This window comes from Rhodococcus sp. 14-2483-1-2, assembly GCF_002259405.1.
Lineage (GTDB): Bacteria > Actinomycetota > Actinomycetes > Mycobacteriales > Mycobacteriaceae > Rhodococcoides.
Genome location: NZ_NPFW01000008.1, coordinates 46,939 through 73,127 on the forward strand (window position 1 = coordinate 46,939; position 26,189 = coordinate 73,127).

Consider the following 26,189-nt stretch of genomic DNA (forward strand, 5'->3'; position numbering starts at 1 on the left):
GACCCACTCGGTCCGCATGGCCACGACCGTTCGGAGGTGACGAACCGATGCCCGACGATGCCGGTTCCGACGGGATCGCGCGCCTGGTCACGTCCGAGCAACGGCTCGACGTGCGGATGTCGGTGTCGCCGCTACGTCGTGGCCGCGGCGATCCCACCTACGAGTCGACGCCGGACGGCGGGATCTGGCGCACGTCGCGGATGAGCTCCGGCCCGGTGACATACCGCCTGACGCAGGTGTCGCCGACGAGCGCGCAGGTTCGAGCCTGGGGCCCCGGCGCACCCGAACTGTTGGACGCGGTGCCCGCTCTGCTCGGCAAGGACGACGATGCAGCCACCTTCGCACCGGAGCACCCGATTCTCCAGGAAGCCCATCGGCAACTACCGCACCTGCGTCTGGGCAGAACCGGACTGGTCCTCGAGGCCCTGATCCCGGCGATCATCGAGCAACGCGTCCACGGAATTTCGGCCTTCGGATCGTGGCGTCACCTGGTGAGCAAGTTCGGCGAGAAGGCACCGGGGCCGACGCCGAAGCCGATGTTCGTCTTCCCGACACCCGACGTGTGGCGTCGTATCCCGTCGTGGGAGTACCACCGCGCCAACGTGGACCCGGCCCGGTCCAAGACCATCGTCCGCGCTGCCTGCGCAGCCGGGCGGCTGGAGGAGGCGTCGGGAATGACACCCGAGGACGCGCAACGCAGGCTGCGGGCGATCCCGGGCGTCGGTGTCTGGACGGCGGCCGAGACCGCGCAACGCGCCCTCGGGGATCCCGACGCGTTGTCGGTGGGCGATTACCACCTGGCGTCGGTGGTGGGCTGGTCGCTGTTGGGGAGACCGATCGACGACGCGGAGATGGTCGAGTATCTGCAGCCCTTGGCACCGCACAGGCATCGCGCGATTCGGCTGCTGTACCTGAGCGGCAAGGCCACCAAGCCCAAGTTCGGTCCGCGAACCGCGCTGGTGGATCACACGTGGCACTGAGCCCTCGCTGCTCGTACAGTCGAGTTGTTCGCCGACGTAAGGGGTTTGTCTGTGGTTGCCATCGGTAGTTCCGATCTGGATGTCTTTCCGCTCGCTCTAGGCGGGAACACTTTCGGCTGGACCAGCGACGAGGCTGCGTCCTTCGAGATTCTCGATGCCTTCGTCGCGGGCGGAGGCAACTTCGTCGACACCGCGGATTCGTACTCGGCATTCGCCGACGGCAACTCCGGCGGCGAGTCCGAAACCATCATCGGCAACTGGACCAGAGCCCGCGGAAACCGGGACGACGTCGTCATCGCCACCAAGGTCAGCCAGCATCCCGAGTTCCGCGGACTGGCCGCGGACAACATCCGAGCCGCCGCCGACGCGTCGCTGAGCCGGTTGCAAACCGACCACATCGACGTCTACTACGCGCACTACGACGACGAGAAGACCCCGCTCGTGGAGTCTCTCGCCGCGTTCGACGAGCTGGTGACAGCGGGCAAGGTCCGGCACGTCGCCATCTCGAACTACACCCCCGCGCGGGTGCGCGAATGGCTGGAGCTGGCGAAGGAGAACGGTTTCGCCGCCCCGATCGCGTTGCAGCCGCACTACAACCTGGTCGCCCGCGGCGACTACGAGGGCGAGCTGCAGAACCTGGCCGTCGAGAACGACCTCGGGGTGTTCCCGTACTTCTCCCTCGCCGCAGGTTTCCTGACCGGCAAGTACCGCACCCGCGAGGACCTCGCGGGCAAACAGCGCGAACGACTGACCACCGGATACTTCTCCGACGCCGGTCTGGATGTCGTGCAGGGTCTGCGCGAGATCGCCGAATCCCGCTCGGCAGAGATCTCGAGCGTCGCGCTGGCCTGGCTGCTGGCCCGGCCGGGAGTCACCGCGCCGATTGCCAGCGCGAGCAAGATATCCCAGCTACCGGCTCTGCTGGACGCACCGGCACTGGCTCTGACCAGCCAGGAAGTCGAGAAGCTGACCGTACTGTCCGACGCCGTGGCATAGAACACGAAAGTTGTAGTCAGCAACCGGGAACAGAACGTGTACCCCGGTTGCTGAACCTCGGGTGGCCCAAGCACCGAACACGTCAGCAGCCGAGACAGCCGTAGCCGAAGCACCGGCAACGAACACGTCCCCCGAGCCGACGTCCAGGGAACGCCTGCGGGTGATCCTGGTGCTCGGCGCGCTCATCGCGCTCGGCCCACTGACCATCGACATGTATCTGCCGGCCCTTCCGGCCATCGCCGACGACCTGAACACGTCCTCGTCCGCTGTGCAGCTCACCCTCGCGGGCACCCTCGTCGGTCTTGCCCTCGGTCAGCTGATCATCGGGCCGCTCTCGGACATCGTCGGCCGACGCCTGCCCCTGATCGTCGGCACCGGAGTGCACATCCTGGCCTCGGTCGCGTGCATCGTGGCTCCCAACATCGCCGTTCTCGGTGGCCTCCGCGTCGTGCAGGGTCTCGGTGCTGCAGCCGCAGCCGTGGTCGCGATGGCCATCGTGCGCGACCTGTTCAGTGGCCGCGCCGCCGCGACCGTCCTCTCACGCCTGATGCTGGTCATGGGCGTCGCTCCCGTGCTGGCCCCATCGCTCGGCGGTGCCGTGCTGCTGGTCGGATCCTGGCGTCTCGTGTTCGCGGCGCTGGCGATCATGGGCGTTGCTCTGATGACGTTGGCGATCGTGTCGCTGCGCGAAACGCTTCCACCCGAGCGTCGCCGCGCCAGCGGAGTGCTGCCGGTACTGCGCACCTACCGTTCACTGCTGCGTGATGCCCAGTTCGTCGTTCTCGTCCTGGTGGCCGCACTGGCGATGGCCTCGCTGTTCGCCTACATCGCCGGGTCGTCGTTCGTTCTGCAGGAGGAATTCGGCCTCGACGAGCAGCAGTTCGCGATCGTCTTCGCCGCCGGTGCCATCTCCCTCATCGGGGCTTCCCAGCTCAACGTCCTTCTGCTCGGACGCTTCGCACCGGTGCAGATCGTGCTGACAGCGCTGTCCTTCGCGGTGTTCGCCGGTGCCGTCATGACGGTCCTGGCGATCACCGGGGTCGGCGGCATGGCCGGGTTCGTCGTCCCGCTGTGGTTCGTGCTCGGGGCCGTCGGGTTCGTGATGCCCAACGCGCCTGCGCTCGCGCTGTCCCGGCACGGTGAGGCCGCAGGCGGTGCCGCTGCCCTCCTCGGAGCAGCTCAATTCGGGCTCGGTGCCATCGTTGCGCCTGTCGTCGGCGCACTCGGAAACGACGCGGTGGCCGTGTCCACCACGATGGTCGCGACCTCTGCCGCCGCACTGGCAGCACTGGGTGTCATCGCCGCGCACTCGTCTTCGCGCCTATGAGCTCGGTGGTTGCCACCACACACTAGGGTTTCCGCCATGGCCGAACGCGAACGTGATGCGCACGGTAAACCCCTCAATGCCAGGCCTCGTGACGGTCTCGGGCGGCCCCTCGCGCGCGGTGGCAACGGAACCCCACGGGTGCCCGACGACCTCCGTCTTCCTCCCACTGCTGCTCTGGTCGAAGCGCAGAGATTCCTCGACGCGGACATGCCGTTCCATGCGCACGAGGTACTCGAGGGCACGTGGAAGAGTTGCTCGCCCGACGAGCGTCCGTTGTGGCAGGGCCTCGCCCAACTCGCCGTCGGGTTGACTCATCTGATGCGCGGCAATCGCGTCGGTGCCGGTTCGCTGCTCCGGCAGGGACACGACCGACTCATCGGATTCGAGTGCGATCCTCCGCATCACGTCGACGTCACCGGCCTGCTGACCTGGTCGGAGGGCCTGCTCGTCGAGCTCGAAACCGGACGGTTGCCGGTGGCCCCCGGTATTCCGGCGCTGCGCGCTATCGACTGAACCGATCCCGACAGGGGGCGTCCTGGCGTCCGATCCCGACTCGAGCTAGCCTGGTGAAGGTTAGGTAAGGCTAGGACAATCTGCTTCGGAAGTGGGGTTCGTCGGCGTGACCGTGTTCGCACCGCTCAGACTCGTGCACCGCGAGACGATCAGCCCGGCCCAGCTCGGACGCACTCTCTGCACCGAGGTAGCCGAACAGGTTCCGTACTGGGTCGCAGTCCTGACCCCGGCGGAGCGACCGTTGCTCACCGAACGGTCGACGGAATTCGAGCAGGCATCGGTGACGTTCGCGTTGCCCGACGGCGCACACCGCCGCCGCGTTCTGCTGCTCGCGGCCCTGGGTTCGGCCGTGTCCACGTGGCAGGCGAACAACCACCGCGGCTCCTCGGCCGGCGTGCTGGTCGACCTCGATCTCGAGAACACCGGTGCAGTGCACCCGGTCCGGCTTCCTGCGCTTCGCACCGACGCTCTCGCCGTCCCCTCTCTCCGCGAGCACCTCGTCGACGACGTCTCGAGGCGGCTGGGCTCGGTGCCGAACGGCGGCCGCGACTACGCACTGACTCGCAACTATCCCGCGCTGGCCTCGCGCGCAGGAGCTCAGATCATCGTGCGTGAGGATGCACTGGCAGAGCCCAGCCGCGATCACGCCATCGACTTCGGGATCTCCGTGACCGATGCGGGTACCGCGACGGCGCGCATCACCTGGGCTGCGAACCTGCACGGCGTCGACGAACTGATCCGACTGTGGTCGGCGGCCGTGCACAGCCTCGCACTCGCCACTACAGGCTCTTCAGCAGCCTGACGTCGTCCTCGATCCCCTCGGGGGGAGTTTCGAGGATCACCGGCGCGTCGGCAGCCAGTGCGACGGCGGTCAGAATCTCGGCGTCGATCGTTCCCGTGCCGAGGTTCGCGTGCCGGTCTCGCGCCGAGTCGAACTCGTCGCGCGAATTGTTCAGGTGCACCAGATCGATTCGTCCGGTGATGGCCTTGATTCGGTCGACCACGTCGACGAGATCCTCGCCCCCGGCCCACGCGTGACAGGTGTCCAGACAGAATCCGGCACCGAACTCACCGATCGCGTCCCACAACCGGGCGATGTCGTCGAAGTGGCGCGCCATCGCGGAGTCTCCGCCCGCGGTGTTCTCGACGAAGATCGGCACCGCGAAGCCGCCCTGCTCCGCTTGGCGCTCGAACAGCTTGCGCCAGTTGTCGATTCCCTTGGCAGTGTCCTCGCCCTCACGGACGTGGCCGCCGTGGACGACCAACCCGATGGCCCCGATCTCGGCCGCAGCAGCGGCCTGCTCGATGACGGCCTTGCGCGACGGAATACGGATCCGATTGTTCAGGCTCGCCACATTGAGGACGTAGGACGAGTGCACCACCACGTCGACGTCGCCGGTCAGCAACGCCTCGCCCTGAGGGTGCGGGGAGAGCTTGTTCCACTTCTGCGGATCGGTGAGGAACATCTGGACGAGGTCGACGCCGAGGGCCTCGGCCGTGCCGAGAGGGTCGCTGCTGTCGCGGACGTGGGCTCCGATGCGCATGACGCCCATCATAGGGGTGGTGTTCAGGGTCTCCCCTGATAGCGACGGGCGCAGAACGCTGGAACACTGGCACCCATGAGCGACATCGCCGCACGTGCGGTCAACGTATCGAAGGTCTACGGATCAGGGGACACCCAGGTCCACGCACTGTCCGGGGTGAGCGTCGACTTCGCTCGCGGAGAATTCACCGCCATCATGGGCCCGTCGGGTTCGGGGAAGTCCACGCTCATGCACTGCCTGGCCGGCTTGGACAACGCATCCTCGGGAACGGTGACCATCGGCGACACCGAGTTGACGGCACTCTCCGACAAGGAGATGACCGGATTGCGAAGGGACCGAATCGGATTCGTGTTCCAGGCCTTCAATCTGGTGCCGACGCTCACCGCGCTCGAGAACATCACGCTGCCCCTCGACATCGCCGGCCGCACGCCGGATCAGGGATGGCTCGACACCGTGGTCGACCGACTGGGCCTGCGCGACCGCCTCGATCACCGCCCCAGCGAGCTCTCGGGCGGACAGCAGCAGCGAGTGGCATGCGCCCGCGCACTGGCAGGTCGACCCGACATCGTGTTCGGCGACGAGCCCACCGGCAACCTCGACTCCCGCTCGTCCGGCGAGGTGCTGTCGATTCTGCGCACTGCCGCAGACGAATTCGATCAGACCGTCGTCATCGTCACGCACGATCCGCGCGCGGCCAGTTACGCCGACCGCGTCGTGTTCCTCGCCGACGGCGCAGTCATCGATCAGCTCAACGCGCCCACGGCCGACGCCGTACTCGAGCGGATGAAGAAGCTGGAGACGGTCCGATAATGGCGCACTCGGCCTCCAAACACTCGGTCGACGACAAGGCCCCACGTCGGGCCGCGTCGGGCAATCCCATGCGCAAGGTTTCGCTGAGAAACCTTGCTGCACATAAGGTTCGCCTTGCTCTGACCGTGCTGTCCGTCGTGCTCGGCACGGCATTCGTCGCGGGTTCCTTCGTGTTCACCGATACCCTCCAGCGCACCTTCTCCTCCCTGTTCGCCGATACCGCGCAGGGCGCGGACGTTCGCGTGAGCCCCGAGGACGCACGCTCGTCCGGCCTACCGAACGAGGACATCGCGGCGATCTCGACGTTGCCGAACGTGCGCGCCGTGTCGCCGTACGTCGGCGGGCAGTTGGTGCTGCTCGGCTCGGACGGTGCCGCCGTACAGTCCGGCGGCGCACCGACCATCGGTGAGTCGTACCTCCCGGACGACCAAAGACTCGGTGATCCGACCACCTTCGTCGACGGTTCGGCTCCCACCGCTCCCGGTCAGGTCACGATCAACGAAGGTGGTGCCGAGCGCGCGGGACTGAAGGTGGGCGACGCCACCCAGGTCCTCGTGCCGTCCAAGGGCATCACCGACGTCACGATCAGCGGAATCTATTCGACGGCAACCGAATCCGGTGGCTACATCGGAATCCAATTCGTGCAGAGCCAGGCGAACGAGCTGTTCACCGACGGTGCCCACGTGCAGTACATCGACGTCGCGGGCAACGATCTGGCCGCGCAAGGGCTGACCCAGAGCGATCTTCGCGACGAGATCGCCGCGGCGTTTCCCGATCTGAAGGTCCAGACCGCCGCGGACGTACAGGCCGAGACTCAGGCCGAGGTCGAGTCGGCACTGTCGTTCATCAACTACTTCCTGCTCGCCTTCGGCGGGATCGCCCTGCTGGTCGGCACCTTCATCATCTACAACACGTTCTCGATGATCGTCGCTCAGCGCGTCCGCGAACTGGCACTGCTGCGCGCCATCGGAGCCAGCCGCGGACAGGTCAGCCGATCGGTCGTCCTGGAAGCTCTGGTCGTAGGCGTCATCGGCAGCGTCCTCGGCTTCGTCGGCGGAGTAGGGCTGGCCTACGGGCTGCGGGCGCTGCTCAACGCCTTCGACCTGGGCCTACCGTCGGGACCGCTGGCACTGGAGCCGCGCACCGTTGTCGTCGCGTTCGCCGTCGGCATCGTCGTCACCGTGCTGAGCGCGTACGCCCCGGCCCGGCGGGCGGCCAAGATTCCACCGGTCGCCGCGATGCGCGAGGAGTTCGCCTCTGCGGGCGACACGCTGCGCACCAGGACGTTCGTGGGCGTCGGCCTGGGAATCGCAGGCGCGGCCGCACTGATCATCGGCGCGCAGTCGACCGGCGGGGCGGCCGCTGCCACGGTCGGCGCGGGAGCCGTCGCGCTGATCGTCGCCACCGCACTGGCCGCGCCGTCGCTGTCACGGCCGGTGGTCGGCGCGCTCGGTGCAGTCATCACCCGTCCGTTCGGAGCGATCGGGCGCTTGGCCAGGACCAATTCGGTACGCAACCCGCGACGCACCGCGGCCACCGCCTTCGCCCTGATGCTCGGCCTCATGCTCGTCACCGTCATCGGCGTGCTCGGATCCACTGCCAAGGCCAGCGTCGACTCACTCGTCGACACCGGCGTCGAGGCGGACTACATCCTCTCCGGTCCGCAGTCGATCGGCGTTCCGACCGGTGCCACGACCGCTGCACAACAGGTGACCGGCGTGGACCGCACCGCGGTACTGCACCCGGTGTTCGTCACCATCGCGGGCCAGGAGGAGTACGGCGCCGCCATCGACGGCTCTCCCGAGGGACTGCTCGAGCTGTCGATGGTCCAGGGCACGGCAGACCTGGACAGCGACGGATTCTCGGTGTCGGAAACCGAAGCGGCCAACCGCGGATGGACGGTCGGAACCGAGGTCACCTTCGACACCGTGGACGGGGCGTCGGTCCCCGTGACCGTCACCGGTGTGTTCACCGACAATCCGCTCATCGGGAATTGGATCGTCTCGGGCGACATCTACCAGGAGGTGACGCCGTCCATCACCCGGTCCGACATCCTGGTTCTGATCAAGGCCACGCCTGGTACCGACCTGGACACGCTGCGAACCGACCTCGAAGCCGCGACCACGCCGTTCGTCGTCGTCCAGGTTCAGGACGTCGAGGAGTTCAAGGGCAGCCAGGGTCAGCAGATCGACACCCTGCTCGCCGTGCTGTACGGATTGCTGGCACTGGCCGTCGTCATCGCCGTGCTCGGCATCGTCAACACGCTGGCCCTGTCGGTCGTGGAGAGGCGTCGGGAGATCGGCATGCTGCGGGCCATAGGAATGCAGCGTCCACAGGTTCGTCGCATCATCTATCTCGAGTCGCTGCTCATCGCACTGTTCGGCGCGATCGTGGGCGTCGTCCTCGGCATCGCGTTCGGGTGGGGATTCGTGCAGACTCTGCGCGACGAGGGCCTGGGCACCATGACCGTGCCGTGGGGCCAGGTGGTGGCGATGCTGCTCGGATCGGCCGTCGTCGGTGTGTTGGCGGCGCTGTGGCCTGCGGTGCGAGCCGCACGCACGAAGCCGTTGGAGGCCATCGCGGACCTGTAGGGACAGGCCCGAAACAGACCGGGCATTCCGCAACGTCACCCGATTGTTGTGGAATGTCCGGTTTTCCGCTTGCGTTAAAAGGCCATGCGCGTCTACCTTTGAGTCGGTAAAACAGTCTCAGAGACGGTTTGTGAGTCACAAACCGACTCCGTCATCACGGGTCGGGCTCGTGCAAGGAGAATCATGTCGATTCAGGACATCGATGCGCCGACCCGACTTTCTCTGGCCCCGCTGTGCCGGCCCGAACGCCGCGACACCCTGATGGCCCGCTACCGCGAGGTGGCTCACGCCCTGCCCGATGCCGTCGCCCTCGACGTCGACGGCACCTCGCTGACCTTCGACGAGCTCCTCCACCGCGCCTACTCTCTGGCTCGCAAGATCGCCACTCTCTTCCCCGCCGATTCTCGGCCGCTCGCCGTGGACACCGACGCAACGACGAATTCGATCGTGCTGATGCTGGCCGTCGTCGCCGCGGGCCATCCCCTGGTGCCGCTCGACCCCATGCTTCCGGCCGAGCGCCGCGCCACGATCATCGACCAAGCAGCCGCGACGGCGATCGACTCCGCCACCGTGGCCGCCGCCATGGACTCCTGTGTTCCGCTGCCGACACTGTCGGGCGACCACACCGCGGTGATCAACTACACCTCGGGATCCACCGGCACCGCCAAGGGCGTGATCCTGAGCCACCGCATGTGCCTGACCAAGGCATACGAGGTTGCCAACGCGTTGGCACTGAGCCCACACGACCGCGTCGGAAACTCGCTTCCGGTCAGCTTCGGTGCCGGCTTGAACACGTTGTTCGCCGGCCTGCTCAGCGGCGCCGCCGTGCACTGCCGCGACCCCAGGTCGGGTGTCCCCAGCAGCACCGTCGAGTGGACTGCCGCGCATTCCCTGACGACGCTGCACTGCTCGTCGTCGCTGCTGCGCGCAGTCTCCGCAGTCGATCACGGACCCACCGAACACGCAGCAGGCGGGCGCGGGGCCGTACCGACGCTGCGGGTGGTCATCACGTACGGGGAATCCCTGCACTCCGACGATGCCGACGGCTTCCGGCGGCGGTTCGACAGCCGAGCGACGGTGGTCAACTGGTACGCGACCACCGAGGCCGGTGCCGTCGCCTACGGCGAATTCCCGCTCGAGCGAGCGCTGCCGTCGGGCTTTCTCCCCGCAGGCAGACCCATCCCGGGCAAGCTCGTCGAGGTCGTCGCCTCCGACGGTTCGACGTGTGCACCCGACGTGATCGGCGAAGTACGGGTGACGTCGAGCTGCTTGGCCGACGGTTACCTCGGCGGTGCCGGTCTGGACTCCCAACGATTCGCCGCGCTCGGCGACGGTCTGTTCCGGTACCGCACCGGCGATCTGGGACGACTCGACGAACACGGGACACTGCATCTGGCGGGACGCATCGACGACGCCGTCAAGGTGCGTGGCTACCTGGTGGAGCCGGCCGAGGTCGAGGCAGCGCTGCGCGCCATGCCGGAGATCGACGACGCAGCGGTGATCGGCAGGACCTCCGGCACCGATACCGACCTGGTCGCCTACGTGTGTTCGGCTCGTTCCGGTTGGCGACCCTCCGTGGGCGAGATCAGAGCGTCACTGCGCCGGACGTTGCCGGAATGGATGGTGCCCACCCACATCGTCGCGCTCGACGCGATGCCGCGAAACGAACGCGGCAAGCTCGACCGAAGTGCACTGCCCGAGCCCGCCGATCGACGCGTCGAGCGGACGGCAGTCGGCCCGACCGAGTACATCGTGGCCGAGGCCGCGCGCACCGCGATCGGGCTGGACACGATCGGCCGGGACGAGGATTTCCTGGCGCTGGGCGGCAACTCGCTGACCACCACGGCGATGCTTGCCCAACTTCGCGAGAGCCTGAAGATCGATCTGACGCCGGAGGATGTGTTCGCGGCGACCACTGTTCGAGCGCTGGCCGTGACAGTCGATGCCCGCCTCGAGGACGCGGCAACTGCGCGTCGGCGCACGACCGGCGAACACGATGTGCTCGTGCCGCTGCGCACGGAGGGAAGCAAGGCACCGATCTTCCTGGTCGGCGGAGCAGGCGTCGGTGCGATGGCGTTTCTGAATCTCGTCAAACACATCGACGACGACCGCCCCGTGTATGCACTGCAGGCGCACGGCCGCGGCAAGCGCGGACGCCCGGACCGCACGATTCGGCGAACCGCGAAGCGCTACGTCGACGCTGTTCGCACGGTCCAGCCCGAGGGCCCGTTCCATCTGGTCGGTCATTCGCTCGGTGGCTGGATTGCCATCGCGATGGCGGAGGAGATCCGAGACTCCGGCCTCGGAACTCCCCACCTGCTGCTCCTCGACACGCGACTGTTTCGGCATCTGCTGGACAGGTTGCCCGGGGGTCGCGAAGTTCCGGCTGCTCCGCCGGCTCAGACGCGCGAAGACGCAGGCTTCCACCTCGGCCGCATCGGCACCGCTGCCCTCTGGCTACGGATGCAGTTCGCCGGGTTGCTGCGGTACCCGACGACGATGGAATGGTTGGTTTTCGCAAGCATCGGGTACGTGGCGTTGAACAAGCACGTGCCGACACCATGGTCGGGTCCGATGACCGTGGTTCGCACAGCAGAGAACGTGAAAGATCTCGAGTCGTGGCAGACCGTCGGTCGTGGTGAGTTGACCTTCGTCGACATCTCCGGGGATCACGTCGACATGTTGCGTGAACCGATGGCCGCGCACTTGGCCGAGACGATCACGAACACCTTCGACGACGCGGGCCTCGCACGCTGACCGACGGTCTGTCGCAGTGTCGGCTCAGCTTGTACGTTTGTGCCTACGGCTCACCGAGCCGCGCGACGACCCGGGAATCACACGACGAGGAGGTCGACCATGAGTTCATCGTACGAATTGCAGTCGGTAGAACTACACAAGGACGTCCTGCGATACGTGGATATGGGCGACGGCCCGCCCGTGATTCTGGTGCACGGCCTGCTGGGATCGCATCGGTCCTGGGGCCCGCAGCTCGAACGTCTGTCGCACAAATTTCGGGTCATCGCGCCCGACCTGTTCGGGCACGGAGACTCCGACAAGCCGACCGGCGACTACTCGCTGAGTTCGCACGCGGCCACCATTCGCGACCTGATGGACCACCTGAACATCGACTCCGCACCGATGGTCGGTCATTCTCTCGGCGGCGGCATCGTCATGCAGCTGACGTATCTCTTTCCCGAGCGAGTCGATCGCCTGGCGCTGGTCAGCAGCGGCGGCCTCGGTCCGGAGGTGAGCCTGGTGCTCAAGGCAGCGACGCTGCCCGGCAGTGAGCTGGTGTTGCCACTGCTCGCATCGGACTGGTTCCGTAGGAATACCGAAAGCGCGCTGGCGCAGTTGGGCAAATGGGGTCTGCCGGTCGCGCCGGGACCCAGCATGGCCGAGACCTGGAGGTCGTTCCGGTCGGTCGCAGACCGCTCCACCCGTGGGGCGTTCCTGGCGTCGACGCGGGCCGTGGTGGGCCCGCGGGGGCAGACGGTCAGCGCGAAGCAACACTTCGAGAAGTTCGAGTCCATTCCGTCGCTGCTGGTCTGGGGCGGCAAGGACCGGATGATTCCCGCCAAGCACGCCGACAACATTCGACGCGAGGTTCCGAACAGTCGCGTCGAGATCTTTCCCGACGCCGGCCACTTTCCCCAGCTCGACGAGCCGGACTTCTTCTTCCGACTGCTCGACGAATTTCTGGACTCCAACCGGACCGAGAAGAGCGCGCCTGCGGCGATCACCCCGGCGGCTGTTCCGTTGCAGCACCCGTGAGCGTGACACCGATGTTCCCGCTCGGCAGCGTGCTGCTCCCCGGCGAACGACTACCACTGCACATCTTCGAGCCGCGCTACCAAGCTCTGGTGCACGACTGCCTGAAGCAGGACGACCCGAGCTTCGGCGTGGTTCTCATCGCGCGTGGGCACGAAGCCGGCGGCGGCGACGTCCGGCACGATGTGGCCACGACCGCACACATCATCGGTCACGAGTCCATCGGCGACGGCCGCTATCTACTCGAATGCGTCGGCGGTGAACGGATCAGGATCGACGCCTGGCTGCCGGACGACCCGTACCCACTGGCCGACGTTCGAGCATGGCCGGACGAAGACACGGACGCGATGATCGCAGACACCGAATTCGACGCCACCTGGGCGCGGATCGAGGATCTCTACGAACTGATCGGCCGACTCGAATCGGCGGAGAACGTTGCCACACCCGGTGTTCCGGACTTCCTGGGCCTGCCGATCTCGGCCGCCGAGAAGATCTGGTCGCTGGCAGCACTGATTCCGATGGGTCAGTCCGATCGACTCGACATCCTGTCCGCGCCGGACGCCAGAGCACGCATGACCGCTCTCGACGACGCCATCGAGAATGTCACCGCCGTCGTGCAATTCCGATTGCAACCCTGAGACAGAAACACGTCAGGCCCGACATCATCGATGTCGGGCCTGACGTGCGTAGTAGCGGGGACAGGATTTGAACCTGCGACCTCTGGGTTATGAGCCCAGCGAGCTACCGAGCTGCTCCACCCCGCGTCGGGTGTTCACCACGCTACATGCCATCTCGGCAGTCTCCCAATCGCCAGGTCAGCCGCAGGCTCTACGGTTCCGAAGTATGACCACCGCGCTTTCTCCCGTCCTGACCTTTCCGCACGCCGGCGTCGCGCAGATCACGCTGAGCAACCCACCGGTCAATGCACTGACCCGTCCGGCGACGCGGCGACTGCGCGCCCTCCTTCTCGAGTTGATCGACGATGCTGCGGTCCGAGCGGTCGTTCTCACCGGCGACCGGGTGTTCAGTGCCGGCTCGGACATCTCCGAGATGCCCGAGATGCAGGACGGCGGTGACGTACTCGCCCGCAAGAGCATTCTCGAGAACGCCACCCTCGAGATGCTCGACGATCTACCGCTGCCCACGGTCGCGGCAATCGACGGATTCGCGTTGGGCGGCGGCCTCGAACTGGCGCTGTGCTGCGATCTCGTCGTCGCCGACGAGGGGGCTCGACTCGGACTCCCGGAAATCGACCTCGGTGTGATCCCCAGCAGCGGCGGGTCCATGCGTGCGCTGCGGCGGGTCGGTCAGGCGCGCGCCGCCGAACTGGTGTTGCTCGGCGAGCCCATCCCGGCCGAGACCGCTCTGGAGTGGGGCCTGATCAATCGAGTCGCTCCGCGCGGACAGTCCTTGTCGGTGGCACTGGGATTGGCGCAGGCGCTGGCGCGAAAATCACGCTCTGCTGTTCGGGCGAACAAGCGCGCCCTCGCGCTCACGTTCGGCGAGTCCCCAGGCCTGCCCGCACGACGGGCATTGCCGGTGTTCGAGGAGGCGTTCGAGTCGGCCGACGGCAAGGAAGGCGTGCGCGCCTTCCTTGCCAAGGAGTCACCCGAGTTCGGATAGGCGGCGCTTGACCAGAATCGTTGCGCCGGTGACGATCTCCCATCCGATGATGGTGTAGACCGAGATGCGCTCGAATGTTCCGCCGCCGAGGATTCCGGTGTCGGCGAGAAACAGCGCCAGCCCCACCAGTCCTGCCACTCCTGCAGTCGCACTGCCCACGGTGTACCAACGCGGCGCACCGACGCGGCCGCCGTATCGTCCCGCGGCCAGAAGCACCAGATTGCCGCCGACGATCGCCATGCCTGCACCCACCGCATGGGGCGTCGATGCCCCGTCGACCGAGGCGTGGGCGAGCCCGACGACGATGCTGCCGACACCGTGCACAACGGAGGTGCCGGCCACGATCCACCGCGCCCGGCCTTCGAAGAGCACGGACAGTCCCAGCCCCGCCAGGAGGAACAACGTGCCGTCGACGACGAAGCCGGTGTTCATCACCGCGTGCAGCGGCGAGATGTCGGGGATTCCGAGGTCGCTGATGTTGTTGCGGGCGTAGCTGTACGGCCGGTCCGTCCACCCGAGCGCGGCCACGGCTTCGGCGGCCAGATACGTCACCCCGCCGACGAGGAAGGCTCCGGCTGCCAGGACGGTAGTTCTCTTCACAGCTGCATGACCCATCTCGGCTCGACCCCGATGGGTCATTTCGCAGGCTCCACTCCCGGAGCCCCGATACACCCGTCGTGTACCGATTGGTACAGTACCGGCTCATGAGCGATCGCCACGACGTGGTGCCGGTACTCGCAGGGGTGTTCCGCGACCACGGATTCGACGGGTCGACCCTCGCGGTCATCAGCAAACAGACCGGCCTGGGGAAAGGTAGCCTCTACCACTACTTTCCGCGTGGAAAGCAGGAGATGGCCGAGGCCGTCCTCGACGACGTCGAGCAGTGGTTCCACCACAACGTGTTCGAGCCCTTGCGACACGGCACCGATGCCGCGTCGACCACACACGAGATGTTCGAGCAGACCGCGCGATACTTCCGGTCCAATCGTCTGGTGTGCCTGTTCGGAGCGTTCACGCTCGGTCTCGAACGTGCGGTGTTCTCGGGCCGCGTCGCAGCGCATTTCACCCACTGGATCGACGCACTCACGCCGGTACTGCGCCGGCTGGGACACGGCGACTCGGCAGCCGAACTGGCCGAGGAGATCGTGGCCGGGATTCAGGGCGCGTTGGTGCTCTCACGCGCCTCGGACGATGCAACGCGGTTCGATCGACTGCTGGCACGCCTGGAAGCCTCGGCAGCACGGGTGCCTGCGGGGGTGCACGTATGACCCCCGAGGCCGTGACACCCGAGCCCATGACACCGAAGCCCGCACCCGAGCTGAAGACATTCGGAATACGAGAACTGCTGCGGCTCATCGTCATCGGATCGGTGTTGGCGTACTTCCAGCTCGTCGCGATCGGCCGTTGGGTGCGCGCGCCACGGCGCGGGTGGCCACTGCACGCCTCGGAGGCCGTCGTCGACGCCTTCTTCGTACTCGGACCCACCTTCGTCAAGGTCGGTCAGTTGATGGGGTCCTCGCCCGGACTGTTTCCCAAGGTTCTCGCCGATACCTGTCTGCGCTGCCTCGACGAGGTGCCACCGTTCCCCGGTTCGCAGGCGCGCGCGGTGATCGAGGCCGATCTGGGTCGCGGAATCGACGACCTGTTCTCCTCGTTCGACGACGTACCGCTCTCGTCCGCCTCGGTCGCTCAGGTGCATCTGTGCGTGCGCCGCGACAACGGCCGTGAAGTGGTCATGAAGGTGCAGCGGCGAGGCATCTACCACCGCATGAAGATCGACCTGCGCATCGCGTACCTCATCGCCCGCGGACTCGAGCAGTTCATTCCGTTCTTCGCCACGGCCAACGCGTCGGCGATCATCGTCGACCTGCACGCCGCTACCTTCGCCGAACTCGACAGCGCCGTGGAAGCCAAGCGCCAGGACAGCTTTCGCGCGGCCATCGGTGCGTTCGACGACAACGCCCACGTCACCGCGCCCGAGGTGTTTCTCGACTACTGCGGTGGGCGCGTCATCTGCATGGAACGCATGCACGGCTCCCCACTCGACCGTTACGAGCCAGGAGAGCAGTCCGAGCTCATCGTCCGCCGCGCCGCCAAGGTCTGGATGGAAGCCCTTGTGCTGCACGGCCTCTTCCACGGCGACGTGCATGCGGGCAACGTGTGGGTCCTCGACGACGGCAGAGTGGCATTCCTGGACTTCGGAGTCATGGGCGAGGTGGACGAGCAGTGGCGCGCGCTTCTGCTCGATCTCTTTCACGCCACCGTGATCGACGGCGACTTCACCCGGCTCGCCGGTACCGTCAAGCGGCTGGGAATCGTTGCCCCGCAGATGGGTTCCGACGCCGAGGTCGGCGCGATCCTGCAGTCGGTGTTCGCTCCGATGCTCTCGGCAACTCTCGCGCACTTCAGCCTGGCGGACTTCATCCGAGCGCTGGTGAACATGGGCAAGCAGTACAAGACATCGAGCCCGGAGGAATTGATCCTGGTGGCCAAACAACTCGGCTACTTCGAGCGATACGCCATCGAACTCGCCCCGAACTGGGCGCTCGGGACCGATCCGTTCGTGTTCAAGAACGTCTTCCCCGCCGAGATCGCGGCACTGGCCGAGGCGAGGGGCGTCGAGCTGCCGGAGTGAACCGGCAGCTCGACACAGCGTCAACGGGTGCTGAGTCAGTGAGTGAAGTCGAGTACCACTTTGCCTGCCGCAGTGCGGTTTTCCAGAGATGCGATGGCGGCAGCCGCATCGGCGGCCGGGAACACCGACGGCTCCGGCGCACTGAGCGATCCGTCGGCGAGGAGCGGTTCGATCTCGGACCACTGGGTGGCGAGGTAGCCCGGGCGCGTCATCCACCATGCACCCCAACCGACGCCGACGACATCGACGTTGTTGAGCAGCAATCGGTTGACCTTGACCGTCGGGATCTCGCCACCGGTGAAGCCCAGCACCAGGATTCGGCCCGACGGTGCGAGCGAGCGGATGCTGTCGGTGAACCGATCACCACCCACCGGATCGACGACGACGTCGACGCCACGGCCGCCGGTCAGTTCCTTGACCGCGTCCTTCCAACCGTCGACAAGCACCACGTCGGTGGCTCCGGCGGATCGCGCGATGTCGGCCTTGGCCTCCGTGCTCACGACGGCGATGACGCGAGATGCGCCGAGCACCGGAGCCATTCGCAGCGCGGAGGTTCCGATGCCCCCTGCTGCGCCGTGCACCAGAACCGTCTCGCCCGGCGCCAAACGGCCACGTTCCCGGAGCGCGAAGTGCACCGTCAGGTCGTTGAACAACAGCCCAGCGCCTGCGGAGAGGGACACCGACTCGGGCAGCGCGAACACCGTGTCCGGGGATACGACGGCGACCTCGGCCATACCGTCGCTCAGCCCCGTCAGTGCGGCTACTCGATCACCTGCGGAGAAGCCGGACTCCGGCGGTGCCGACCGAACGATGCCGGCGATCTCGCTGCCGGGTACGAACGGCAACTCGGGCTTGTACTGGTAGAGCCCGCGGGTGAGCAACGCGTCGGGAAAGGCGACGCCCGCAGCATGGACCTCGATGACCACCGACCCGTCCCGCGGGGCGGGTTCGTCGATGTCCACCACACTCACCGAGTCGGGTCCGTCGAGGCTGGAGATCTGTACCGCGCGCATGAATGGTCCTCTCGGTCGGGATCGTTCCCTGCACGCCACCGTACAAAACAACAGAACTCACCGTGGCTACCGGCATGCGCGAACAGGGGTGTGCTCCAATCGACGGATGAACACTCCCCTCACCGTCGTGCGGCCCGAGGGTGACGCCCGCGGCGGCGTCATCGTCATTCAGGAGGCCTTCGGGGTCACCGATCACATCGTCGACGTCTGCAACCGCCTCGCGGCCGCCGGTTGGGTCGCGGTCGCACCGCACCTGTTCCACCGGCAGGAGGGTGTGACCGTGTTGTCGTACTCGGACATGGACTCGGCGATGGCGGCAATCGGGCGGCTGCACGCGGACGAGGTCGATTCCGACGTCGACGCGGCGGCGAGTGCGCTCGCCGAGCTCGGATTCGAGCCCTCGTCCATCGCCATCGTCGGTTTCTGCATGGGCGGCACCGTTGCGTTCCACACCGCCGTCCGACGGCAACTCGGTGCGGCAGCGACGTTCTACGGCGGCGGAATCACCCAGGGTCGCTTCGGTTACCCCGCGATGGCGTCGGTGGGTGACGCCCTCGCGACACCCTGGCACGGCTTCTTCGGAGACCTGGACGAGGGCATCCCCTTCCAGGAGGTGGAAACGCTGCGCGAGATCACCGCAACGTCCCCGGTCGACACCGAGATAACCCGTTACGCCCACGGCAAGCACGGATTTCACTGCGACGACCGCCCCGCGGTGTTCGACGCCGATGCTGCGGCCGACGCCTGGGGCAAGACTCTCGAGTGGTTCGACGCCCATGTCGCACGCTGAGCCACCCCGCTCCGACGCCGAACTCACGGAGGAGACGGAACGTATCGTCGCCTTCTGGACCGAGCTGTCGCTGCCCGGACTGTTCGACGTCCACACGCACTTCATGCCGAAGAACGTGATGGACAAGGTGTGGAATTACTTCGACAGCGCAGGGCCGCTGACGGGCAGTGTCTGGCCCATTTCGTATCGTTTCGCCGAAGACCGACGGCTGCAGGTCATTCGAGGATTCGGGGTACGGCACTTCACCTCGATGATCTACCCCCACAAGCCGTCGATGGCAGCGTGGCTCAACTCGTGGGGTGCCGACTTCGCGGCGCGCACCCCCGACTGCCTGCAGACCGCCACGTTCTACCCCGAGGACGGGGCCACCGAGTACGTCGAGCAGGCACTGACGAACGGTGCCCGAATCTTCAAGTCGCACATACAGGTCGGCAATTATGCGCCCAACGATCCCCTGCTCGACGGCGTCTGGGGCGCACTCTCGGACGCACAGGTACCCGTGGTGATCCACTGCGGGTCCGGTCCGGCACCCGGCACCCACACCGGACCGGAACCGATTGCCGCACTGCTGCAACGGTTCCCCCAGCTCCCGTTGATCATCGCGCACATGGGCATGCCCGAGTACGTCGACTTCCTCGACCTGGCCGATCGCTACGAGAACGTTCGACTGGACACCACGATGTCGTTCACCGACTTCTCGGAGGCGGGCGCACCGTTTCCGAGACACGAGCTGCCACGACTGCTCGATCTGCAGAATCGCATTCTGTTCGGCAGCGACTACCCGAACATTCCGTACCCGTATCTGCACGCCCTGCAGGCAGTAAGCCGACTCGACCTGGGAGACGACTGGGTTCGCGCAGTGTGCTGGGAAAACGGGGCTGCACTGTTCGGCTAGAGCAGTTCTCTAGCCGACCCAGAACTCGGCAATACGCTCGGCGATGGCATTGCCCTGCGCACGTCCGGCCACGGCCGCGGCCGATCGGACGGCGATGTCGGTGGCGTCGGGTCCGATAGCAGCCGACGAATCGGCGTCGGGTGCAATCACTTCCACCTTCGAGCCACCCTTGACCAGCCGCTCTCGTTCGATGTCGAAGGGATCGTGCTCCAGGTCGAGTGCGCCGACTCTGAACACCAGTACCTTCTCGAAACCGACTGCCAGATCGGCGTTTTCGCTCGCGCGGATACCTCCGTCGACGTAACGATGATCGCCGATCGTCACCGGGGGCCACATTCCCGGGATGGCGCAGCTCGCGGCCACCGCGTCGACCAGTTGAACGCCCGAGCCACGATCGAGAACTCGATGCCGGCCCGTCAGAGCGTCGACGGTGACGATCCGCAGATCGCGGCTCGGCCACGAGTGCGACGGCAGCCGTCGTTCGATGATGGCCCTGCGCTCACGCTCGGTGATCGTCGAGGCCGCCAGTGCCTCGGCACCGATGCGCCTGCGAGTGTCGATGGCACTGCCGTCCGAGTTCTGAGCCGCTCGAGCCAACATGGAGACCAGTTCGTCGATGGTCGCCTCGGCATGCGGTTCGTGGTCCTGCTTCGCCTCGTCTGCCTGACGCTCGAACAGTTCGGCCAACGCGGTTCCGCTCGAGATCTGCGCTGCCACCGAGGAGCCTGCCGATGTTCCCAGCAGCATCTCGGCATCTGTGACGTCGGCTCCGGATTCTGCCAATCCCAGTAGGACACCCGTCTGCCACGCAATACCTGCGACTCCGCCGCCGCCCAATACGAGTGCTCGCCTGGTCATGGTCGTACTCCTTCTTCGAAAAGATCCGTCAGGAACTTACAGCGCCGGTGTGTACACGTGGACGCAGCCAGTCGATGAGATCGTCGAGTACGCGCTCCTTCTCCGGTTCGTTGAACACTTCGTGGAACAGCCCGTCGTACGTTTTCAGGGTCAGGTCGTCGGATCCGGCGAGTTCGGCGACGAGTTCGCTGCCCGAGACATCGGCCAATCCGTCTGCCGTCCCGTGCTGGAGCAGCACGGGAATCTTCAGCGACGGCAACCGCGCGGGGAAGGTCTCCCCGACGCCGAGCATCGCTGCGGCCAGGCCCGCCGGAACGGTGCCGTGGTAGCCCAGCGGATCGGCGACGTAGGCGTCGACGACGCTCTTGTCGCGCGAGACGAGCTTGGGGTCGAGTTTCAGTACGGGCATTGCCGGTAGGAATCGTCCGAGGACCTTGCCGACCGCCACCAGGGCTTTCGGCTGTCCCACGCTGGGAGCCACCGCGGGCCCGGACAGCATCAGACCGTCGAGGTCGCCCTGATGGTCCAGTGCGTACGACAGTGCGATGGCACCGCCCATGCTGTGGCCGAGTAGGAAGGTGCGCTGATCGGGATGCTCAGCAGCTGCGATGCCGAACAGCGTGTGGAGGTCGTCGGTGAAGTCGGACCATTTCTCCAGCGACACCCGTTTGCCCCCGGATCGCCCGTGTCCGCGGTGGTCGGGCGCGTAGACGACGAGACCGAGCGAGCCCAGCCTGTCGATGACGTGCCGGTACCGGCCTGCGTGCTCGGCCAGGCCGTGGGCCAGCACCACGATCCCGGTCGACGTGGTTTCGGGGGTCCAGACGTCGTGGACGATTCGGGTTCCGTGGACTCCGACGAACGACGACTCGACATGCTTCATTCGGTCACCGTACAAGGGCAGCGGGTCGTGCGACGGCCCATCGGCGAACCCGCAAAGATTCGCTCGAGTAACTATCCTGGTCGAGCGGGCGATGTCATTGCGAGACGCCACTACCGCCCTGCCTCGGCCCGAGGCTCGGCCACAACCCAGGAGTTACGAATCCAGAATGCGTGATGAGTCCGCCACTAGCACGTCGCCGCGGTGGCGCGACCCGAAGCGCTATCTGTGGCCGCTGGGGTTGATCATTCCCCTGAGCCCGTTCCTGGCCTGGGGTCTGGTGTCGCTCCTCGGCCCCGGTGCGTTCTGGACCCTCGGCCTGATGATCATGGGCGTCGCACTGCCACTGGTGGACAAGTTCGCCGGAGTGGACCGCAGCAATCCCCCGGACGAGGCGATCGCCGCACTCGAGAAGGATCCGTACTACCGCTGGTGCGTGTACCTGTTCCTGCCGCTGCAGTACGCGGGGCTCGTCGCCGCCTGTTATCTGTGGGCGCACGGGCCGTTGGGCGTTCCCGAGCGAATCGGCCTGGCCATCACGGTGGGCATCGTCGGCGGCGTCGGCATCAATGCCGCCCACGAACTGGGCCACAAGCGCGAGCTCCGCGAGCGTTTGCTCTCGAAGGTGACGCTGGCGCAGACGCTCTACGGCCACTTCTACGTCGAACACAACCACGGCCACCACCTCCGCGTTGCCACCCCGGACGATCCGGCATCGGCGAAATTCGGCGAGTCGTTCTGGAAGTTTCTGCCGCGCACGATCGTCCACGGGTTGCACTCGGCCTGGGACCTCGAGTCCCGACGCCTCGCTCGGCAGGGCATGTCGAGGTGGACCCACAAGAATCACCTGTTCAATGCCGGTGCCATGAGCGTATTGCTGTTCGGCGTCCTGATCGCCGTCTTCGGCACGGTGATCGTGCCGTATCTGTTGATTCAGGCCGCGATCGCCATCGTCCTGTACGAGGCGGCCAACTACCTCGAGCACTACGGATTGCTGCGACAGAAGCGTCCCAGCGGTCGATACGGAAAGCCGACCCACCGGGACAGCTGGAACAGCGATCACCTCTGGAGCAACCTGTTCCTCTATCACCTGCAACGTCACAGCGATCATCACGCGAATCCTGTGCGTCGATACCAGGCTCTGCGCACCGTCGACGAGTCCCCGCAGCTACCGGCCGGCTATGCGGTGATGATCTTCTGCGCGCTGGTACCGCCACTGTGGCGCAAGGTGATGGATCAACGGCTGATCGACTTCTACGACGGTGACCCGGAGCTCGTCAACGTCGACCGTTCCGACCCCAAGGCAGTGCGGAAACTCGAGCGACTGTGCGTCGAGCGAGCCGAGGCACACTAGGCGGCCGTCACACCGCTGCTGGTTCGTCGGTCTGTGCGCGCAGATAGCGGCCGAAGTGCGGCACCGTGAAGGCGATGGTGCCCCGCTCGGCCGAGTAGATCAGGCCCTTCTTGATCAGTCCGTCCCTGGCGGGAGACAGTGACGCCGGCTTGCGCCCCAGCTCGGTCGCTACGGCAGAGGTCGGCACCGAGCCGTCGTCCACCGACAGTTCGGCCATCGCACGCATGTATTCGCGCTCGGCAGGCGTCGCACGCTCGTAGCGGGAACCGAAGAATCCGACGGCCAGTTCCTCTTCCGCCGTCGGGGCAGCGACACGCACGTCCTCGACGGTGATCGGGGTGTCGGCCGCGAGATCCCACGTCGCCTTGCCGTAGGCCTGCACGAAGTACGGGTAACCGTCGGCGGCCGCATACAGCGCGTCGAGCGCGTCGGGGGTGAATTCGACGTCCTCGCGATCGGCCGGGGCGATCAGGGCCAGGTCGGCCGCGGCTCGTTCGAGTCGGCCGATCCGGTGGTAGCTGAAGAGGCGCTCGGAGTAGCTCTTGGACGCCGACAGCACCGCAGGCAGGTGCGGCAGCCCCGCCCCGACGATGATCAGCGGCGCGGTGTCCTGACTGAGCTCGTGGCAGGCGGCGCACAGTGCGGAGATGTCCGCGGCACCCAGGTCCTGCATCTCGTCGATGAAGATGGCGATGCCCACGCCCACGTCGCCGGCCAGCGCGGAGGCGTCGAGCAGAAGTTCCACGAGGTCGATCTCGATGTCGCCGGAGTCGGCACGGCCGGTCTTCGCCGGAACGTCGATGCCGGGCTGCCACCGCTCCCGCATGCCCTTGTCGGCCGTGGAGCGCAGGGCGAAGGCCTTGAGCACACCGAGGAATTCGTCGACGCGTTCGGGATCGCGATGCGAGGCCGCGATGCCGCGGACCGCCATGTGCAGCGCCGACGACAGCGGTCGACGCAGTTCCTGGTCCGGCCGAGCCTCGATCTTGCCGGTGCCCCATCCGCGGGCGATGGCCGCGGATCGGAGTTGGTTGAGCAACACCGTCTTCCCGACGCCTCGCAGCCCGGTGAGTACGACACTGCGTTCCGGTCTGCCGCGGGTGATGCGTTCGAGCACGACGTCGAAGGCGTCGAGCTGCTTCTTTCGGCCTGCGAGCTCGGGTGGGCGCTGGCCGGCGCCGGGAGCGTAGGGGTTACGCACGGGGTCCATGGGGCCAAAGTTACAACGAATCGTGCGATATATGCGGACATCTAGTTCGTGTCCTAGAGATCGGAATTCACTCGATACTTGCGCGCGGCTGCGGCGAAGGGCTACTTTCTGGGGTGTGAAGCGCATTCTCGTAGTACGCCGCCGTAGCGGGGTCTGATTCGGACCGACCCCTCGCTGCGGGTCGTCGTGCTCTCTCGGTCCTCCCTTCACATTCGGAAGACCACCCTCATGAATTCACTTGCTTCCACTTTCGCCACAGATCCGTTCCATGCCCGCTTCGGCTGTGCCCTGCCGCGCACGATGCGCGACGAGATCACCTGGCAACACATGTCGTGGGCACACTTCGCCGACCGCTTCTCGCCCACCACCGGACCGCTTCGACTGGGGTCATGGACTGCCGACAGCGCAACTGGCGGTCGGACTGCTTTCGACGCGACCTTCGGCGTCGGCGACACGATCATCGCTTGTGCGGCAACGACTTACGGGCCGATCGAAGCATTGACGTCGATGCTCCACGACGCCGGATTCCGCATCGAGATCCTCTCGTTCCACCAGCAGATCATCGGCGACGAGACCGCCACCTTCGTCCTGGCCGAGCACGACGGTCGCCGCGAATGGTCGATGGGCATGGATGCCGACGCCGACCTGTCGTCGATCAGGGCCATCCTCGCCGGGGCGAACATCCTGCATCGGTAGCCAAAACTCCGAGTTCGCAGTTGTGCAGCAATAAAGACCCTCGTTGTCCGCACAACTGCGAACTCGACGCGCACAATCTCCTGCATCGGTAGCACTTTCTATCCCCGTCTAGCATTCATGCCAGACAGGCACAGATCTCGCTAGGGCATCTCGATCGTCTCGGCGCGGCGCACTTCGGCCAGTGCGTACCGCAGATAGGTCTCGGCGCGGCCGCGGCGCACCGCGAGAAGGTCGGCGACCACCAGCAACGCATGCGCCGGACGCGGCCTCATGCGCGACTGCTCTTCGACGTCGGAAACCCCCAGGGCCCCGGTGAGCACCTCGACGAACCCGGCGATGTCCAGATTCGGCAGCCAGTCCGCGGCGCGCACGGTTCGGCCCAGCACCTCCTGGACGTTCTCGCCGGTCAATCCATCGCTGTATACCTCTTCGAGCAACGTGCGTACCATTTCGGCATGCACTCGACCGGCCTGTGCCGAGTCCGAGCGGCCCAGAAGTTCGACGGCGTCGTCGAACGCGATCGGAGCCCGCGCCGCCACAGCGGCGAGGGCATCGTTCGTGGCATCGGCGATCCGTCGCACCTCGGCGGGCCATTCGGCAGGCCAGGTGATGGGGACGGTGCTCGGGGGAACAGCCGCTGGGGAGGGGTCGGTCATCACAGCAGTCTCTCACTCGACGCCGACACGGTTCCTTTTACCTGTAACTGGTGTTTATACTAAAGCGCGCACTGTGGCATCGGCCACACATGCGGATGTGGAGGAGGTGGGCTCGATGACCGAACGGAACACCGTCGCGTCGGATCCCGGCGAAGTGATGCTGCAGGCCAGGAACGTGAAGTTCGACTGGACCGACCTGCCGATGCACTGGGTGCCGGGCGATCCGTACACCACGCACGTACTCAATGTGCTGCACCTGATCCTTCCGGCCGGCGAGCACTGGTTCGTCGACACCTTCAAGGAAGCTCTGCCGTACATCGACGACGAGAAGCTGCGCGACGACGTCATCGGTTTCATCGGGCAGGAAGCCGTTCACGCCGAGGCGCACACCGGCGTGCTCGTGCACCTCCAGACCAAGGGCCTGGACCCGACACCGTTCACCGATCAGATGGAGTGGGCCTTCGGCAAGGTCCTCGGATCCGATTCGGTGACGAGCCTGCGCTCGAAGAACAACCTGGTCGAGCGACTGGCTCTGATCGCCGCCATCGAGCACGTGACGGCGTTTCTCGGCGACTGGGTGCTCAACGCCGACGGTCTCGATCGCGCGGGGATTCACCCCACCATGCTCGATCTGCTGCGCTGGCACGGTGCCGAAGAAGTCGAGCACCGCTCGGTCGCATACGACACGTTGCGGTACTTCGACAAGCGCGAGGTCCGTCGCCTGCGCACCTTCGTGGTGGTCGTGCCGTTGATGGCCTACATCTGGATGCGCGGGATCATCTTCCTGATGAAGAACGATCCGGAGCTGCAGTCTGCACCCAAGTCCGTGCGCAAGCCTCGGTCGGCTCTGTGGCGGAAGTCGGTCAAACGCGGCACCCTTCCCGCGCTGACGCACGTCGGCCGCAGCATGTCGCGCTACCTCAAGAAGTCGTACCACCCCAGCCAGGAAGGCTCCACCGCACAGGCAGTCCGGTACCTCGCGTCCTCGCCTGCCGCGCAGGCTGCGGCACGGTGAAGCTCAACGCACGACGCGTCCCGCGGCTGCTTCCC

The 26,189-nt window shown here is 66.3% G+C and carries 25 protein-coding genes and 1 tRNA gene; 18 read left to right on the forward strand and 8 right to left on the reverse strand.

Going from position 1 to position 26,189, the window contains the following annotated elements; all coding sequences use genetic code 11:
- Positions 1-47 precede the first annotated feature (47 nt).
- The 5 genes from CH295_RS08140 to CH295_RS08160 all read left to right on the forward strand — a co-directional run bounded on the left by CH295_RS08140 (position 48) and on the right by CH295_RS08160 (position 4,618).
- Complete coding sequence (locus tag CH295_RS08140) at positions 48-980, forward strand: DNA-3-methyladenine glycosylase family protein (protein WP_052048027.1); 933 nt, start codon at positions 48-50, stop codon at positions 978-980.
- A 51-nt stretch (positions 981-1,031) separates the two neighbouring features.
- Entirely contained in the window at positions 1,032-1,976 is a 945-nt protein-coding gene (locus CH295_RS08145) for an aldo/keto reductase (protein ID WP_094635048.1), read from the forward strand.
- Positions 1,977-2,037: 61 nt separating this feature from the next.
- On the forward strand, positions 2,038-3,303 hold the full coding sequence (locus CH295_RS08150; RefSeq protein WP_502694477.1) for a multidrug effflux MFS transporter: 1,266 nt from the start codon (positions 2,038-2,040) through the stop codon (positions 3,301-3,303).
- A gap of 36 nt (positions 3,304-3,339) precedes the next feature.
- A complete protein-coding gene (locus CH295_RS08155; RefSeq protein WP_094635047.1) occupies positions 3,340-3,816 on the forward strand; it encodes a DUF309 domain-containing protein in 477 nt (158 codons plus the stop codon).
- Between the two features lie 106 nt (positions 3,817-3,922).
- Positions 3,923-4,618 carry a condensation domain-containing protein gene (locus CH295_RS08160; RefSeq protein ID WP_141216979.1) on the forward strand — a complete coding sequence of 232 codons (696 nt, stop codon included), beginning with the start codon at positions 3,923-3,925 and terminating at the stop codon, positions 4,616-4,618.
- On the opposite strand, the gene CH295_RS08165 is transcribed toward CH295_RS08160, so the two are convergent.
- Positions 4,596-5,360, reverse strand: coding sequence for a deoxyribonuclease IV (locus CH295_RS08165; protein ID WP_037195492.1), 765 nt, complete (start codon positions 5,358-5,360; stop codon positions 4,596-4,598). The two genes, CH295_RS08160 and CH295_RS08165, sit on opposite strands and share 23 nt — an antisense overlap.
- 75 nt (positions 5,361-5,435) lie before the next feature.
- Between CH295_RS08165 and CH295_RS08170 the strand changes: the two genes are divergently transcribed.
- The 5 genes from CH295_RS08170 (at position 5,436) to CH295_RS08190 (ending at position 13,167) form a co-directional block, all read left to right on the forward strand.
- On the forward strand, positions 5,436-6,170 hold the full coding sequence (locus tag CH295_RS08170) for an ABC transporter ATP-binding protein (protein WP_037194862.1): 735 nt from the start codon (positions 5,436-5,438) through the stop codon (positions 6,168-6,170).
- Between the two features lie 68 nt (positions 6,171-6,238).
- The gene (locus tag CH295_RS08175) at positions 6,239-8,761 is read left to right on the forward strand and encodes an ABC transporter permease (protein ID WP_094740456.1); all 2,523 of its coding nucleotides are present in this window, start codon (positions 6,239-6,241) and stop codon (positions 8,759-8,761) included.
- Between the two features lie 183 nt (positions 8,762-8,944).
- The gene (locus tag CH295_RS08180) at positions 8,945-11,518 is read left to right on the forward strand and encodes an alpha/beta fold hydrolase (RefSeq protein WP_094740365.1); all 2,574 of its coding nucleotides are present in this window, start codon (positions 8,945-8,947) and stop codon (positions 11,516-11,518) included.
- A gap of 99 nt (positions 11,519-11,617) precedes the next feature.
- Positions 11,618-12,532: an alpha/beta fold hydrolase gene (locus CH295_RS08185; protein WP_094740366.1), complete on the forward strand. Its 915-nt coding sequence runs from the start codon at positions 11,618-11,620 to the stop codon at positions 12,530-12,532.
- Positions 12,529-13,167: an LON peptidase substrate-binding domain-containing protein gene (locus CH295_RS08190; protein ID WP_094740367.1), complete on the forward strand. Its 639-nt coding sequence runs from the start codon at positions 12,529-12,531 to the stop codon at positions 13,165-13,167. The genes CH295_RS08185 and CH295_RS08190 overlap by 4 nt, the downstream gene beginning before the upstream one ends.
- 52 nt (positions 13,168-13,219) lie before the next feature.
- On the opposite strand, the gene CH295_RS08195 is transcribed toward CH295_RS08190, so the two are convergent.
- Positions 13,220-13,293: transfer RNA gene (locus CH295_RS08195), tRNA-Met, on the reverse strand.
- Between the two features lie 79 nt (positions 13,294-13,372).
- Here CH295_RS08195 and CH295_RS08200 point away from each other — a divergent pair.
- The gene (locus tag CH295_RS08200; protein WP_094635043.1) at positions 13,373-14,152 is read left to right on the forward strand and encodes an enoyl-CoA hydratase/isomerase family protein; all 780 of its coding nucleotides are present in this window, start codon (positions 13,373-13,375) and stop codon (positions 14,150-14,152) included.
- Here the strand turns inward: CH295_RS08200 and CH295_RS08205 are convergent.
- On the reverse strand, positions 14,135-14,752 hold the full coding sequence (locus CH295_RS08205) for a DUF998 domain-containing protein (RefSeq protein WP_170945813.1): 618 nt from the start codon (positions 14,750-14,752) through the stop codon (positions 14,135-14,137). The two genes, CH295_RS08200 and CH295_RS08205, sit on opposite strands and share 18 nt — an antisense overlap.
- A gap of 104 nt (positions 14,753-14,856) precedes the next feature.
- Between CH295_RS08205 and CH295_RS08210 the strand changes: the two genes are divergently transcribed.
- Positions 14,857-15,420: a TetR/AcrR family transcriptional regulator gene (locus CH295_RS08210; RefSeq protein ID WP_170945814.1), complete on the forward strand. Its 564-nt coding sequence runs from the start codon at positions 14,857-14,859 to the stop codon at positions 15,418-15,420.
- A complete protein-coding gene (locus CH295_RS08215; protein WP_252341961.1) occupies positions 15,417-16,787 on the forward strand; it encodes an ABC1 kinase family protein in 1,371 nt (456 codons plus the stop codon). Before CH295_RS08210 ends, CH295_RS08215 begins: the two co-directional genes overlap by 4 nt.
- 35 nt (positions 16,788-16,822) lie before the next feature.
- Here the strand turns inward: CH295_RS08215 and CH295_RS08220 are convergent, their stop codons facing one another.
- Complete coding sequence (locus tag CH295_RS08220) at positions 16,823-17,800, reverse strand: NADPH:quinone oxidoreductase family protein (protein WP_094740368.1); 978 nt, start codon at positions 17,798-17,800, stop codon at positions 16,823-16,825.
- Between the two features lie 106 nt (positions 17,801-17,906).
- On the opposite strand from CH295_RS08220, the gene CH295_RS08225 reads away from it, so the two are divergent.
- Both CH295_RS08225 and CH295_RS08230 read left to right on the forward strand, forming a co-directional pair.
- On the forward strand, positions 17,907-18,590 hold the full coding sequence (locus CH295_RS08225) for a dienelactone hydrolase family protein (protein ID WP_094740369.1): 684 nt from the start codon (positions 17,907-17,909) through the stop codon (positions 18,588-18,590).
- Positions 18,577-19,485 carry an amidohydrolase family protein gene (locus CH295_RS08230; RefSeq protein WP_094740370.1) on the forward strand — a complete coding sequence of 303 codons (909 nt, stop codon included), beginning with the start codon at positions 18,577-18,579 and terminating at the stop codon, positions 19,483-19,485. Before CH295_RS08225 ends, CH295_RS08230 begins: the two co-directional genes overlap by 14 nt.
- 9 nt (positions 19,486-19,494) lie before the next feature.
- Here the strand turns inward: CH295_RS08230 and CH295_RS08235 are convergent, their stop codons facing one another.
- Together CH295_RS08235 and CH295_RS08240 are read right to left on the reverse strand one after the other, a co-directional pair.
- Positions 19,495-20,343, reverse strand: a complete 849-nt coding sequence (locus CH295_RS08235) for a patatin-like phospholipase family protein (RefSeq protein WP_094635038.1) — start codon at positions 20,341-20,343, stop codon at positions 19,495-19,497.
- Between the two features lie 28 nt (positions 20,344-20,371).
- A complete protein-coding gene (locus tag CH295_RS08240) occupies positions 20,372-21,226 on the reverse strand; it encodes an alpha/beta hydrolase (protein WP_094740371.1) in 855 nt (284 codons plus the stop codon).
- A gap of 166 nt (positions 21,227-21,392) precedes the next feature.
- Between CH295_RS08240 and CH295_RS08245 the strand changes: the two genes are divergently transcribed.
- Positions 21,393-22,577, forward strand: a complete 1,185-nt coding sequence (locus tag CH295_RS08245; RefSeq protein WP_094635036.1) for an alkane 1-monooxygenase — start codon at positions 21,393-21,395, stop codon at positions 22,575-22,577.
- Between the two features lie 7 nt (positions 22,578-22,584).
- Here the strand turns inward: CH295_RS08245 and CH295_RS08250 are convergent, their stop codons facing one another.
- On the reverse strand, positions 22,585-23,787 hold the full coding sequence (locus CH295_RS08250; protein ID WP_094635035.1) for an ATP-binding protein: 1,203 nt from the start codon (positions 23,785-23,787) through the stop codon (positions 22,585-22,587).
- A gap of 228 nt (positions 23,788-24,015) precedes the next feature.
- On the opposite strand from CH295_RS08250, the gene CH295_RS08255 reads away from it, so the two are divergent.
- The gene (locus CH295_RS08255; protein WP_094635034.1) at positions 24,016-24,483 is read left to right on the forward strand and encodes an alpha-isopropylmalate synthase regulatory domain-containing protein; all 468 of its coding nucleotides are present in this window, start codon (positions 24,016-24,018) and stop codon (positions 24,481-24,483) included.
- A gap of 140 nt (positions 24,484-24,623) precedes the next feature.
- Here CH295_RS08255 and CH295_RS08260 read toward each other — a convergent pair whose 3' ends face one another.
- Positions 24,624-25,139 (reverse strand): hypothetical protein, encoded by a 516-nt coding sequence (locus CH295_RS08260; RefSeq protein ID WP_052048032.1) that lies wholly within the window; start codon positions 25,137-25,139, stop codon positions 24,624-24,626.
- A gap of 115 nt (positions 25,140-25,254) precedes the next feature.
- On the opposite strand from CH295_RS08260, the gene CH295_RS08265 reads away from it, so the two are divergent.
- On the forward strand, positions 25,255-26,154 hold the full coding sequence (locus CH295_RS08265) for a metal-dependent hydrolase (RefSeq protein ID WP_037195510.1): 900 nt from the start codon (positions 25,255-25,257) through the stop codon (positions 26,152-26,154).
- The last annotated feature ends 35 nt before the right edge of the window (positions 26,155-26,189 follow it).